The organism is Kitasatospora sp. NPDC056783 (genome assembly GCF_042789895.1).
In the GTDB taxonomy this organism is placed as follows: domain Bacteria; phylum Actinomycetota; class Actinomycetes; order Streptomycetales; family Streptomycetaceae; genus Kitasatospora.
On sequence record NZ_JBHUAF010000265.1, the window covers coordinates 1 to 12,104 of the forward strand.

The window sequence follows — 12,104 nt, forward strand, 5'->3', positions numbered from 1 at the left end:
CCCCTGTGGGCGCGGGCCCGTTGTCGCCGTCGTGCGGAGGACGACGATCCCTACTCCGCCCTCTTGGCCGCCCGCCCGGCGCGCTCGGCGAAGACCTTCTCCCGGCGGTCGGCGGTCTGCTTCATCATCCGCTTACGGTCGCGGGCGGACAGCCGGTCGATGTAGAGGCCGCCGTTCAAGTGGTCCGTCTCGTGCTGGAGGCAGCGGGCGAAGTAGCCGGCGCCCTCGATGACGACCGGCTCGCCGTTCCTATCAACTCCGCGCACCACGGCGTGGGCCGGGCGGGCGAGCCGGGTGTTGGCGCCGGGGACGGAGAGGCAGCCCTCGGTCTCCTCGATCAGCGCCCGGCCGGGTTCCTGTTCGTCGATCACCGGGTTGAGTACGTGCCCGGTGTGCCGGACGCCGTCGTCGTCCACGCAGTCGTAGACGAACAGGCGCAGGTCCACGTCCACCTGGTTCGCCGCCAGGCCGCAGCCCTCGGCCACCTCCATGGTGGCGAACATGTCCTCGATCAACCGCTCCAGGCGCTCGCTGCCGAAGTCCTCCTCGGTGGCCGTGCGGCAGGCCCGACCCAGGATCTCCTCCCCCACCTCGGTGATCCGCAGGACGGTCGGCCGTTCGCGCAGCTCGGACACGGGAGGGCGCTCCTTCGAGAGACGGTACTTGCGATCGGACTTTGCAAAGTAGCAGACTTTGCAAAGTGACCGAAGACCTCGTCAGAACCGGCCCGCTCCCCGAGCACGCCGTCCGCACCGCGCTGCTGGAGCTGCTGGCCGAGCACGGCACCGTCACCTCCACCGAGGCCGCCGCCCGGCTCGGCCTCAGCTCCGGCCTCTGCTCGTTCCACCTGCGGCAGCTGGCCCGGTACGGGCTGATCGAGGAGGCCCCGGCCACCGACGGGCGGGCCCGTCCCTGGCGCCTGCCCGCATCGAACCAACAGCCGTCCACCGCAGGCGAGTTCGACGAGATGGCGCGCGGCCTGGAGGACGAGAGCCATCAGCGCTGGCTCGCCCGGCGCGCCGAGGCCCCGGCCGAGTGGCAGCAGGACGAGGCCTTCAGCGCCGTCGTCTACCTGACGCCCGCCGAACTGGCCGCCGTCGGCGGCGAGGTCCGCCGGCTCCTGGCCCGCTACCGGGACCGCGAGAGCGACCCGGCCGCCCGGCCCGCCGGAGCCCGCCCGGTCGCCGCCGTCGCCCGGCTCTTCCCGCTGCTCGACCGGTAGGTCAGACAGCCCTCGAACGCGCCCGCACCGCCCGGGCGACCGGCCCCGCGACCAGCCCCACCGCCGCTCCCAGGACGACCCCCTGCACCCCGTCCCACACGTCCTGCACGTCACAGGCCCGGCCGATCGCGGGCACCGCGTACTGCACCGCCGACACCGTGAACGGCAGCGCCGCCGCGCCCAGCAGCGCCACCGCCACCCGCCGCCGGTTGCCCGCCAGCGCCGCCGCGAAGCCGACCGGGACATAGGTGGCCAGCTTGAGTTCGATGTCCCGGACGTGCAGCAGCTCACCCGGCGAACGCCACCGGCCGCCCAGCACGGTGCAGTGCCGGACGGCGCCCTCGGAGAGCTCGAAGGCCTCGGGCAGCAGCGTCGAGACGACCACCCCGCCGAGCCCGAGCAGCAGCAGGAAGCCCACCACCCAGTGGGCCCGCAGCAGCCGCCCCACCGGCCGGTTCAGCAGAGCCGCGGGCACCAGCGAGAGCAGCAGCCCGGGCCAGAACATCGGCATTCCGCCGAGCACCGAACTGATCACGCCCCATACGGACGCCCCGGGCGCCCGCCCGGTTCTCGCTCCGGGCGGGCAGAATCATCCGAACGTCACCGCCCGGTTACCGCATGAACCCGTCAGAAGCACCGGAAGAACCGACCGGAAGAACAGAGGAGCCGGCCATGTCCGAGCACGAGATCCCCCGCGTCCCCATGTCCACCGAGGAGATCGAGGCCGCCAACCTGGGCGCACCCACCAGGCTCGACGGCCAGGTCACCCTGCACGAGTACGACCCGCGCTGGCCCGCGGCCTTCGCACGGGAGGCCGCCCTGATCGAGGAGCGCCTGGCCCGCCTCGACCACCGGATCGAGCACGTCGGCTCCACCTCCGTGCCCGGCCTCCCCGCCAAGCCGGTCATCGACGTGCTGCTGATCGTCCCGGACTCCGGGGACGAGCCGTCCTACGCGCCCGCCCTCGAAGCCCTGGGCTACCGGCTCGCCGTCCGCGAACCCGAGTGGTACGAGCACCGCGTCCTGCGCCGCCACGGCATCGGCCCCGGCGCCGACTACGTCAACCTCCACGTGCTGTCCGCCGGGTGCCCCGAGAACGACCGGATGCTGAGCTTCCGCGACCGGCTGCGCCGCCACGACGGCGACCGCGAGCTGTACGCCGCCACCAAGCGGGCGCTGGCCGAGCGGTCCTGGGAGTACCTCCAGAACTACGCCGACGCCAAGTCCGAGGTGATCGGGGGCATCATCGAACGGGCCGCCGCCGAAGAGGCGTAGAAGAAGGGGACCAGGGGCTCAGTGCGGGATCGAGGAGATCAGCTCCTGCGCCCCCTGCCGCTTGAGCGCCAGGGCCACCGAGGTCCCGAGGTCCTCCGGGGACAGCGCGCCGGCCCACTCGTGGGCGTCCAGCACCCGCTTGCCGTCCGGGGTGAAGACCCGGCCGCGCAGCGAGAGCCGGCCGTCCCGCTCGGCCTGGGCGTACCCGGCGATCGGGCTGTTGCAGTGGCCCTGGAGGGCGTGCAGGAACATCCGCTCGGCCGCGGCCTCGCGCCAGGTGTCGTGGTGGCCGAGGCCGGTGACAGCCTCGATGGTCGCGGTGTCGCCCTCGCGGCACTGGAGGACGAGGATGCCGGCGCCGATCGGCGGGCACATCGCCTCGATGCCGAGCACCTCGGTGATCCGCGCCCGCTCGCCGATCCGCTCCAGGCCGGAGACGGCGAGCAGCAGCGCGTCCGCGTCCCCGGCGGCCAGCTTGGCGAGCCTGCTGTTGGCGTTGCCGCGGATCGGCACGCACTCCAGGTGCGGGTGGGCGGCGGCGAGTTGGGCGACCCGTCGGACGGAGGAGGTGCCGATCCGGGTGCCGGCCGGGAGTTCGGCCAGCGGCAGGCCGCCGGGGTGGACGAGGGCGTCGCGGATGTCGTCGCGGCGCAGGTAGGCGGCGAAGACGGTTCCCGCCGGGAGCGGGCGGTCGGCGGGCACGTCCTTGAGGCAGTGCACGGCGACGTCGGCCTCCCCGGCGAGGAGTGCCGCGTCGACCTCCTTGGTGAAGGCGCCCTTGCCGCCGAGCTGGGCGAGATCACCCGTCCAGCGGTCACCCGAGGTGGTGACGGGGACGACCTCGGTGCGCAGCCCGGGGTGCAGGGCGGCGAGTTCGGCTCGGACCCGTTCCACCTGGGCGAGCGCCATGGGTGAGGAGCGGGAGACGATGCGGATCAGCTCAGCGGTGGCCATGGCGCGATGATAGGGCCTCGAACAGCCGATGGTGACGCCACGTCAGGTCGCTCCGTGACGTGGCGCCCCCACGCCCCGGTCACTCGTTGTGCAGCACCTCGGCGATCGGCAGCCGGGCCGCCGAGCGGGCCGGGAGGAGGGCCCCGAGGACGGCGATCACGACCCCCGCGGCGCCGACGCCGGTGAGCAGCGGGGCGCTCCAGACGTCCATCGTCCACTCCGGGAAGAGGATGCTCCCGACGTTCTCGATGAGCAGCCGGTGCGCCAGGATGCCGGCCGGGACGCCGACGGCCGCGCTGACCACGCCCTGCCAGGCCACCGAGGTGACCGTCATCGCCACCACCTGGCGGGGTGTCATGCCGATCGACTTGAGCATGCCGAGGTCCCGGCGGCGCTCGCGGATGGTGAGCAGCAGGGTGTTGAAGACGCCGAGCGCGGCGACCACCGACAGCAGGACGGTGAAGATCGTGGCGAAGCTGACGACCGCGACGATCGGGCCGGCCGGGTCGGGTGCGAACACCCGGGCCGAGAGGCTCGGGTCGGCGGCCGTCACGGCCCGCTGGTAGGCCTCGGCGTCGGCGCCCTGGGCGAGCCTGATGTCGTACTCGACCGCGTGCGGGTCGTCGGTGAGGGCGGCCCGGGTGAGGTCGTTGGAGGTGAAGGCGCGGGCGTTGCCCTGGACCAGCTCGCCGACGACGGTGACGGTCAGCCGCCGCCCGTCGAGGTCGACGGTGAGCTTGTCGCCGAGTTCGAGTCCGTGCTCGCGGAGGAAGGAGGGCCCGGCCTCGATCTCGTCCGGCCCGGTCGCCACGCGGCCCCTGACCACGTCGCGCCGCATCTCCTCCGCGAGGTCGTCGCCGCCGTAGAAGTCGGCGAAGACGGGCTGGGTGTAGCCGACCAGGCCGACCTTGACCAGGCCGCGGACGTGGAACCGGTCGGCGCCGGGGGTGGTCCGCAGCATCGTCTCGGTCTGGGCGGGGGTGAGCCGGGGCTCGGTCTTGTCGCCCGCGAAGTGGGCGGTCTGCACCCGGACGTGGGTGTGGCCGTCGTCGTGGCCCACCAGCCTGGTCAGGGTGGTGGCCAGTCCCGACGTCACGGTCACGGTGAGCACGCCGAGCACGATCGCCGACATGGTGAGCGCGGTGCGGCCAGGGCGGGCGAAGGGCTGACCGAGGCCGAGGCTGACGGCGCGCGGCAGGCGGGTGCCGCTCAGCCACCGCTGGACCTTCAGTCCGCGCCCGGTGCGCGGCGCGCTGCCGGCCGAGATGGCCTGGGCGGCGGAGAGCCGGTGGGCGCGCGAGGCCGGGAGGAGGGCGGCGAGGACCACCAGCAGCGGGACGCCGGCCAGGGTGGCGGCGGGCAGCCAGCCGGCCGGTTCGATCACGGCGGTGCCGGTGGTGATCCCGGAGAACGCCGACTTGAGGATCGGGTGGGCCGCCACCCAGCCGGCCGCCGTGCCGAGGACGGTGCCGGCGACGGCGGGCACCGAGACCATGGTCAGGTAGACGGTGACCACCTGGCGCGGGGTGAAGCCGATCGCCTTCAGCACACCGATGTGCCGGTAGCCGGAGACGACCGCGCCGCTCACCACGTTGCCGACGATCAGCGCGGCGACGACCAGGCCGAGCACGCCGAAGACGGTCATCAGCGGCAGGTAGGCGTCGGCGCCGGCGGAGAAGGCGTCCTTGAGCACCAGGTAGGACTGGACGTTGGTGAGCGCGTCCTTCGGCAGGCCCTCGGTGGCGCCGGCCAGGGCGGCGGTGAGCCGCTGCCCGTCGGAGGCGTCGGAGAACCGGTAGAGCATCTGCCGGGCGACGGGGTGCAGGGCGGCGGCCTGTTCGGGGGTGACCCAGCCGCCCGCGCTCTGGCTCATGCTGGTGGCGTAGCCGACGATGGTGAGCGTCTGCCCGCCGCTGAGGGGCAGCGGGTAGTCCAGATTCTTCTCCGAGTAGCCGCCGAACGGCTCGTTGATGACCACCTCGCCGGGCTTGCTCGCCCAGCGGCCGCCCAGCAGTTGCACCCGGTCCACCGGGCCGGCCGGGTCGGAGCGGCCGACCAGGGTGAGCGCGCCGGGCGGGCTGCCGACCCAGTCGGTGGGGATCTCCACCACGGCCTGGTCGAACGGCCCGGCGGCGGCCTCGACGCCGGGCCGGTGGGCGGTGGCGGCCAGTTGCTCCGCCGGGGCCCCGGCCGGGTCGAAGGTCGCGACGACGTGGGCGCCGCGCTGCTGGGCGAAGGCGTCGTCGAAGGGGGCCCGGGCGGCGCCGATCACCGCGAGGGCGAGCAGCACGGTCGTGGTGGAGCAGAAGACGACCAGGCCGATCACGATGGTCTGCACCCGGCGGCGCTTCACGGCCGCCCGGGAGGCGCGCCACACGGCTCCGGTCATGACCGCGGCTCCAGCATCCGGTCGGCGGCCACCCGGCCGTCCGCGACCTCGACCAGCCGGCTGGCGCAGCGGGTGGCCAGGGCGGGGTCGTGGGTGACGATCAGCAGGGTCTGGCCGATCTGGTTGAGGTCGATCAGGAGGTCCATCACCTGCTCGCCGGAGCGGCTGTCCAGGGCGCCGGTCGGTTCGTCGGCGAGCAGCAGGGCCGGGCGGTTCATCAGGGCGCGGGCCACCGCGACCCGCTGGCGCTCGCCGCCGCTGAGCGTGGCCGGGTAGACGTCCTTGCGGTGGGCGACGCCGAGTTCGTCGAGCAGTTCCAGCGCCCGGCGGCGGGCCTGGCGGGCGCTGGTGCCGGTCAGCTGGGCGGCCAGGGCGACGTTGTCGAGGGCCGGAAGGTCGTCGATCAGGTTGAAGAACTGGAAGATCATGCCGACGTGGCGGCGGCGGAACAGGGCGAGCCCGGTCTCGTTCAGCTGCCCGAGGTCCTGGCCCTGCACCCGGACGGTGCCGCCGGTGGGGCGGTCCAGTCCGGCCACCATGTTCAGCAGGGTGGACTTGCCGCACCCCGAGGGGCCCATCACGGCGACCGCCTCGCCCGCGCGGATCCGCAGGTCGACGCCGTCGAGCGCCTTGGCGTCGCCGAACTCCTTGTGGACCTCGGACAGCTCGACGACGACCTGGGCGCCGTCCGGCCGGGAGGTCCCGTCGTGATCATTGCTCATGGTGGACGACGGTAGGGGCGGGGCCTTGGCCGAAACGTCCCACCCCGGGTGTAACCGCGGGCGGCCGTAGTACCGGGGATGTACGGGGGCGGCACCCCCGGATGATGTGGATCATGCCGTGACCTGGGAGGCTGACGCCGTGTGGGGAACGTGGTGGGACTGGGGGGCCGTCGCGGTGGCCGGCGCGGCGAGCGCGGGGGCCGGCAGGCTGGCCGTGGCGCTCGTCCGGGCACGGCGGCTGCACCGGGCGGCCATCGGCGAGCGCGGCTGGCTGCTGGAACGGGAGCGGGAGAGCGCCGCCCGGACGGCCGTGGACGCCGAACGGGCCCGGATCGCCGCCGAGTTGCACGACATCGTGAGCCACAACGTGAGCCTGATGGTGGTGCAGGCCGGGGCCGCGCGCGAGGTGCTGACCACCATGCCGCAGGAGGCGGCGGCGGCGATGGCCGCGGTCGAGGCGGCCGGGCGGGACACCATGACGGAACTGCGGCACCTGCTGGGCCTGCTCGCCCCGGCGGCGGACGGCGGCGAGGAGGCGGGCGGCTTCCCGCCGTCGGACGGCTTCGCGCCGCAGCCCAGCCTGAGCCGGCTGAGCCCGCTGATCGACCGGTTCGCCTTCGCCGGGCTGCCGGTCGAGGTGCGGATCTCCGGCGAGCCTCGGCCGCTGCCGGGCGGCATCGACGTGACGGCGTACCGGATCGTCCAGGAGGCGCTGACCAACGCGCTCAAGCACGGGGACGGGGTGACGGCGGAGGTGACGGTGCGCTACGCGGACCACTACCTGCGGGTGGAGGTGCTCAACAGCGGCCCGAGCGTGCTCTCCGGGGCCCAGGCGGCCGCCGGGTCGCGGCCCGACGGCGCCGGGCGCGGGCTGATCGGCCTGCGCGAGCGGGTCGCGGTCTACGGCGGGGACCTGGACGCCCGGCGCCGGCTCGGCGGCGGCTACCGGGTCCGCGCCCGCATCCCGCTGGACCGGCCGTGACGGAGGACGACATGACCCAGGAGCCCCGAGTGCCCCAGGACCAGGAGCGCCGCCCGCGGGTGGTGATCGCCGACGACCAGGAGCTGGTGCGCACCGGCTTCCGGATGATCCTGACCGCGCGCGGCATCGACGTGGTCGCCGAGGCCGCCGACGGCGCCGAGGCGGTGGCGGCCGCCGTGCTGCACCGCCCGGACGTCGCGCTGCTGGACATCCGGATGCCGGTCATGGACGGCCTGGAGGCCGCCCGGCGCATCCTGGCCCAGGCGCCGGGCTGCCGGGTGATCATGCTGACCACCTTCGACCTGGACCACTACGTCTACGCCGCGCTGTCCGCCGGGGCGAGCGGCTTCCTGCTCAAGGACGTCACCTCGGCCCACCTCGCCGCCGCCGTCCGGCTGGTCGACACCGGGGACGCGCTGCTCGCCCCCTCGATCACCCGGCGCCTGGTGGAGCGCTTCGCGGCCGGTGCTCCGCGCCCGGCGCCCGGCGGCGGCGCCCCGCCGCTGCACCGCGACCTCGCGCCGCTCACCCCGCGCGAGGCGGAGGTGCTCGCGCTGCTCGGCCGCGGGCTGTCCAACACCGAGCTGGCGCGCGAACTGACGCTCAGCGAGTCGACGGTGAAGACCCATGTGGCCCGGATCTTCGCCAAGCTCGACCTGCGCGACCGGGCGCAGGCGGTGGTGCTGGCGTACGAGACCGGGCTGGTCGCCCCGGGCGGCTGACCGTCAACTCGCCCTCCGAGCAGACCAATTCGCTCTACTATCATCTGAATCTCACTCCTTAGAGGTAACTTTCAGCCAAATTCCCCTTTTTGCCATGTCATGGGGCACCATCTGCATGTCCACGCCCGAACGAGTACCGACACCCTTCGGGCGCCACCACCCCGCATGACGATGACAATTGGACCGGCCCGTGACCCCCAGCACCCCCGTGTGGGACTGCCCCTTCCAGCACACCGAAGGGCTGGAGTTCGACCCCCTCCTGAAGCGACTGCTCACCGAGGCCCCGGTCGCCAGGATCCGGCTCCCGCACGGCGAGGGCGAGGCCTGGCTGGCCACCCGCTACGAGGACGTCAAGGTGGTCACCACCGACCGCCGGTTCAGCCGCGCCGCCGGCATCGGCCGCGACCTGCCCCGGATGACGCCCGCCCCGATCGCCCAGGCCGAGGCGATCAACCTGATGGACCCGCCCGCCCACAACCGGCTGCGCCGGCTGGTCGCGCAGGGCTTCACCAACCGCCAGGTCGAACGGCTGCGCCCGACCACCCAGCGGACGGTCGACGGCTACTTCGACGAGATGACCGAACACGGCGCCCCCGCCGACCTGATGCGCTTCCTCGCCGCGCGCCTCCCGCTCACCACCATCTGCGAGCTGCTGGACGTCCCCGCCGCCGACCGCGCCGAACTGCGCGGCCACGCGGTCGCGATGATGCGGATGGGTCCGGGCAGCCGGGACGGCCAGGAGGCCGCCAAGACCGCGCTGCGCGCGTACTTCACCGAACTCACCGCCGCCCGCCGGGCCCACCCCGGCGAGGACCTGATCAGCGCCCTCGCCACCGCCCGCGACGGCGACGAACTGCTCGACCCGGACGAGCTGACCGTGATGGCGATGGTCCTGCTGGTCACCGGCCACGACACCAGCACCTACCAGCTCGGCAACCTCACCTACACCCTGCTCACCCACCCCGAGCAGCTCGCCAAGCTGCGCGCCCGGCCCGAGATGCTGCCCCGGGCGCTGGAGGAGCTGCTGCGCTTCATCCCGTTCCGCCAGGGCGTCGGCATCGCCCGGGTCGCCACCGAGGACGTCGAGCTGGGCGGGGTGCCGATCCGGGCCGGCGAGGCCGTGCACGTCTCCTACCTGACCGCCAACCGGGACCCGTCCTTCTACGAGCGCCCCGACGAGCTGGACCTCGACCGCGGCGCGCCCACCCACATGGCCTTCGGGTACGGCCAGCACCACTGCCTCGGCTCGCACCTGGCCCGGATGGAACTCCAGGTCGCCATCGGCACCCTGCTGCGCCGCTTCCCCCGGCTGCGGCTGGCCGTCGAACCCGCCGAACTCGACTGGAACTCCGGCTCGATCTGGCGCTTCCCGCGCACCCTGCCGGTGGCCTGGTAGCCGCCCGCCCCCGCCCGTCCCGTCCTCTTCGACTCCTTCGACTCCTTCCGCTTCTTCCGCTTCTTTCCGCTTCTTCCACGTGTCCACCGGCCTGCCACCAGGCCCCCAGGGAAGACCCGCCCATGGCCACACTGTGCCGCCCGGCGATCGCCGTGCCCGAGCACGTCATCACCCTCGACCAGACCCTCGCCCTGGCCCGCACCCTCCACGCCGGCCACCCCCAACTCGGCCTGGCGCTACGGTTGATCGAGAACACCGGGGTGCGCACCCGGCACCTGGTCCAGCCGATCGAGCGGACCCTCACCCACCCGGGGTTCACCGCCCGCAACGAGGTGTACCGGCGCGAGGCCCGGCGGCGCGTCCCCGAGGTGGTCGAACGGGCCCTCGGGTACGGCGAGTTGGCCGCCCGGGACATCGACCTGATCGTCTACGTGTCCTGCACCGGCTTCATGATGCCGTCGATGACGGCCTGGCTGATCAACACCATGGGCTTCCGCTCGGACACCCGCCAGGTGCCGATCGCCCAGCTCGGCTGCGCGGCCGGCGGCGCCGCCGTCAACCGCGCCCACGACTTCTGCCGCGCCTACCCGGGCGCCAACGTGCTGATCGTCGCCTGCGAGTTCTGCTCGCTCTGCTACCAGCCGACCGACCTCGACGTCGGCTCGCTGCTCTCCAACGGCCTGTTCGGGGACGCCGTCGCCGCCGTGGTGATGCGCGGGCAGGGCGGGCACGGGGTGCAGGTCGAGCGCAACGGCTCGCACCTCGTCCCGCACACCGAGGACTGGATCTCGTACGGGGTGAAGGACACCGGCTTCCACTTCCAGCTGGACAAGCGGGTGCCCGGCACGATGGAACTGCTCGCGCCCGCGCTGCGCGGCCTCGCCGGGGAGCACGGCTGGGACGTCTCCGGACTCGGCTTCTACGTCGTCCACGCGGGCGGCCCACGCATCCTGGACGACCTGTGCCGCTTCCTCGACCTGGAGCCGGCCACCTTCCGCCACAGCCGGGCGACGCTCACCGAGCGCGGCAACATCGCCAGCGCCGTGGTCTTCGACGCGCTGGCGCGGCTGTTCGCCGACGGCGGCGTACCGGAGGGCACCACCGGGCTGATCGCGGGTTTCGGACCGGGCATCACCGCCGAGATCTCACTGGGAAGTTGGGTCGGCACGGCGGCCGAGGGATCGCGTCCGCGCCGCCCCCGCGCCATTTCCACCTCCGACATCGCCCTCGTCCATCCGAGCGCCCCCCGCCGTTTCCCGACCGGCACTACGATCTCCTGATGACCGATACCACGGAGCGCACCGACACCTCAGCCAGATCCGCCGAACTCGCCGCGCTGTTCCCCGCGTTGCACGCGCCGCAGTACTGGAGCTGGGGGCGGTTCGACGCGCAGTTCTCCACCGAGCTGCCGCCGGACGCACTGGTCACCAACATCCACCTGGTCGGCTTCGCGGACGGTCGGGTGGTGCTCTGCCGAGACGACCGCGACCACTGGTTCCTGCCCGGCGGCACCCGGGAGCGGGACGAGAGCATCGCCGCCTGCCTGGTCCGCGAGCTGAGCGAGGAGGCGGGCGCCCGGCTGCTCGGCGAGCCCGGGTGGCTGGGCGCGCACCGCTGCCGCACCGAGGACCCCAAGCCGTACCGGCCGTGGCAGCCGCACCCGGAGAAGGCCTGGCTGTGGGGCTGGGGCGAGGTCACGCTGGACTCCGCGCCGACCAACCCGGCGGACGGCGAGCAGGTGGTCGAGGTCCGCGCGGTGCCGCCCACGGAGGCGCAGCGGCTGCTGCTGGCCGGGCACGACGCCTGGTGGGGCGAGCTGATCGAGCTGGCGGTGGAGCTGCGGCGGCGGGCGGGGCTGGACTGAGGCCCGATCCGGCCGCCGTCCGGGGGGTCCGGCGTGATTATTCCCGTCGGGCCGGAAGACCACCGGAACAGCCGAACATCGGGAAGCAGTGTCCGTTTTACGGTGATATGACTCGGCCATGGACACCAAACTGCTGGCCGTGGACTATCCGGCGCTCCACATCTTCTGGACGCTGCTGGAGCTGTTCCTCTGGATCCTCTGGTTCTTCCTGCTGTTCAAGATCATCACGGACATCTTCCGCAGCCACGACCTCAGCGGCTGGGGCAAGGCCGGCTGGCTGGTCCTGGTGATCATCCTGCCGCTGATCGGCGTCCTCGCCTACCTGATCGCCCGCGGGGGCTCGATGGGCAAACGGGACGTCGAACAGGCGCAACGGTCCGAGGCCGCGTTCAAGGCCTATATCCGGGACGCGGCCGGGACGGCGCCGGAGGGCGGCTCCACCGCCGTCGGCGCCACCGGCCGCGGCCACGTCGACGACCTGGCGAGACTCGCGGACCTGAAGGACCGGGGCGCCATCTCCGATGAGGAGTACCAGAGGGCCAAGGACAAGCTCCTGACCTGACGCGCCAGGCCGAGGG

13 protein-coding genes are annotated in these 12,104 nt (G+C 73.3%); 8 read left to right on the forward strand and 5 right to left on the reverse strand.

Going from position 1 to position 12,104, the window contains the following annotated elements:
• Positions 1-50: 50 nt before the first annotated feature.
• Complete coding sequence (def, locus tag ACFRMQ_RS28995) at positions 51-635, reverse strand: peptide deformylase (protein ID WP_380733621.1); 585 nt, start codon at positions 633-635, stop codon at positions 51-53.
• A gap of 65 nt (positions 636-700) precedes the next feature.
• On the opposite strand from def, the gene ACFRMQ_RS29000 reads away from it, so the two are divergent.
• Positions 701-1,222 carry a winged helix-turn-helix domain-containing protein gene (locus ACFRMQ_RS29000; protein ID WP_380733622.1) on the forward strand — a complete coding sequence of 174 codons (522 nt, stop codon included), beginning with the start codon at positions 701-703 and terminating at the stop codon, positions 1,220-1,222.
• Position 1,223: 1 nt separating this feature from the next.
• Here the strand turns inward: ACFRMQ_RS29000 and ACFRMQ_RS29005 are convergent, their stop codons facing one another.
• Positions 1,224-1,757 carry a hypothetical protein gene (locus ACFRMQ_RS29005; RefSeq protein ID WP_380733623.1) on the reverse strand — a complete coding sequence of 178 codons (534 nt, stop codon included), beginning with the start codon at positions 1,755-1,757 and terminating at the stop codon, positions 1,224-1,226.
• 137 nt (positions 1,758-1,894) lie between these two features.
• Between ACFRMQ_RS29005 and ACFRMQ_RS29010 the strand changes: the two genes are divergently transcribed.
• Positions 1,895-2,497 (forward strand): GrpB family protein, encoded by a 603-nt coding sequence (locus ACFRMQ_RS29010; protein WP_380733624.1) that lies wholly within the window; start codon positions 1,895-1,897, stop codon positions 2,495-2,497.
• A gap of 18 nt (positions 2,498-2,515) precedes the next feature.
• Here the strand turns inward: ACFRMQ_RS29010 and hemC are convergent, their stop codons facing one another.
• From hemC to ACFRMQ_RS29025, 3 genes are all read right to left on the reverse strand, one after another.
• The gene (gene hemC / locus ACFRMQ_RS29015; RefSeq protein ID WP_380733625.1) at positions 2,516-3,451 is read right to left on the reverse strand and encodes a hydroxymethylbilane synthase; all 936 of its coding nucleotides are present in this window, start codon (positions 3,449-3,451) and stop codon (positions 2,516-2,518) included.
• A gap of 79 nt (positions 3,452-3,530) precedes the next feature.
• Positions 3,531-5,840, reverse strand: coding sequence for an FtsX-like permease family protein (locus ACFRMQ_RS29020; protein WP_380733626.1), 2,310 nt, complete (start codon positions 5,838-5,840; stop codon positions 3,531-3,533).
• Complete coding sequence (locus ACFRMQ_RS29025) at positions 5,837-6,562, reverse strand: ABC transporter ATP-binding protein (RefSeq protein ID WP_380733627.1); 726 nt, start codon at positions 6,560-6,562, stop codon at positions 5,837-5,839. Before ACFRMQ_RS29025 ends, ACFRMQ_RS29020 begins: the two co-directional genes overlap by 4 nt.
• Before the next feature lie 118 nt (positions 6,563-6,680).
• Here ACFRMQ_RS29025 and ACFRMQ_RS29030 point away from each other — a divergent pair, with 118 nt between their 5' ends.
• The 6 genes from ACFRMQ_RS29030 (at position 6,681) to ACFRMQ_RS29055 (ending at position 12,088) form a co-directional block, all read left to right on the forward strand.
• Positions 6,681-7,544, forward strand: a complete 864-nt coding sequence (locus ACFRMQ_RS29030) for a sensor histidine kinase (protein ID WP_380733628.1) — start codon at positions 6,681-6,683, stop codon at positions 7,542-7,544.
• 11 nt (positions 7,545-7,555) lie between these two features.
• Positions 7,556-8,266 (forward strand): response regulator, encoded by a 711-nt coding sequence (locus ACFRMQ_RS29035; RefSeq protein WP_380733629.1) that lies wholly within the window; start codon positions 7,556-7,558, stop codon positions 8,264-8,266.
• A 190-nt stretch (positions 8,267-8,456) separates the two neighbouring features.
• Positions 8,457-9,662 (forward strand): cytochrome P450, encoded by a 1,206-nt coding sequence (locus ACFRMQ_RS29040; protein ID WP_380733630.1) that lies wholly within the window; start codon positions 8,457-8,459, stop codon positions 9,660-9,662.
• Positions 9,663-9,784: 122 nt separating this feature from the next.
• The gene (locus ACFRMQ_RS29045) at positions 9,785-10,942 is read left to right on the forward strand and encodes a type III polyketide synthase (protein ID WP_380733631.1); all 1,158 of its coding nucleotides are present in this window, start codon (positions 9,785-9,787) and stop codon (positions 10,940-10,942) included.
• A complete protein-coding gene (locus tag ACFRMQ_RS29050; protein ID WP_380733632.1) occupies positions 10,942-11,526 on the forward strand; it encodes an NUDIX hydrolase in 585 nt (194 codons plus the stop codon). The genes ACFRMQ_RS29045 and ACFRMQ_RS29050 overlap by 1 nt, the downstream gene beginning before the upstream one ends.
• Before the next feature lie 118 nt (positions 11,527-11,644).
• The gene (locus ACFRMQ_RS29055; protein ID WP_380733633.1) at positions 11,645-12,088 is read left to right on the forward strand and encodes an SHOCT domain-containing protein; all 444 of its coding nucleotides are present in this window, start codon (positions 11,645-11,647) and stop codon (positions 12,086-12,088) included.
• The last annotated feature ends 16 nt before the right edge of the window (positions 12,089-12,104 follow it).

Bases quoted from the DNA above. Each gene is read 5' to 3' on its own strand.
- ACFRMQ_RS29010 (WP_380733624.1), top strand. From the start codon at position 1,895: ATGTCCGAGCACGAGATCCCCCGCGTCCCCATGTCCACCGAGGAGATC.
- hemC (WP_380733625.1), bottom strand. From the start codon at position 3,451: ATGGCCACCGCTGAGCTGATCCGCATCGTCTCCCGCTCCTCACCCATG.
- ACFRMQ_RS29025 (WP_380733627.1), bottom strand. From the start codon at position 6,562: ATGAGCAATGATCACGACGGGACCTCCCGGCCGGACGGCGCCCAGGTC.
- ACFRMQ_RS29050 (WP_380733632.1), top strand. From the start codon at position 10,942: ATGACCGATACCACGGAGCGCACCGACACCTCAGCCAGATCCGCCGAA.
- ACFRMQ_RS29020 (WP_380733626.1), bottom strand. From the start codon at position 5,840: ATGACCGGAGCCGTGTGGCGCGCCTCCCGGGCGGCCGTGAAGCGCCGC.
- ACFRMQ_RS29045 (WP_380733631.1), top strand. From the start codon at position 9,785: ATGGCCACACTGTGCCGCCCGGCGATCGCCGTGCCCGAGCACGTCATC.
- ACFRMQ_RS29055 (WP_380733633.1), top strand. From the start codon at position 11,645: ATGGACACCAAACTGCTGGCCGTGGACTATCCGGCGCTCCACATCTTC.
- ACFRMQ_RS29035 (WP_380733629.1), top strand. From the start codon at position 7,556: ATGACCCAGGAGCCCCGAGTGCCCCAGGACCAGGAGCGCCGCCCGCGG.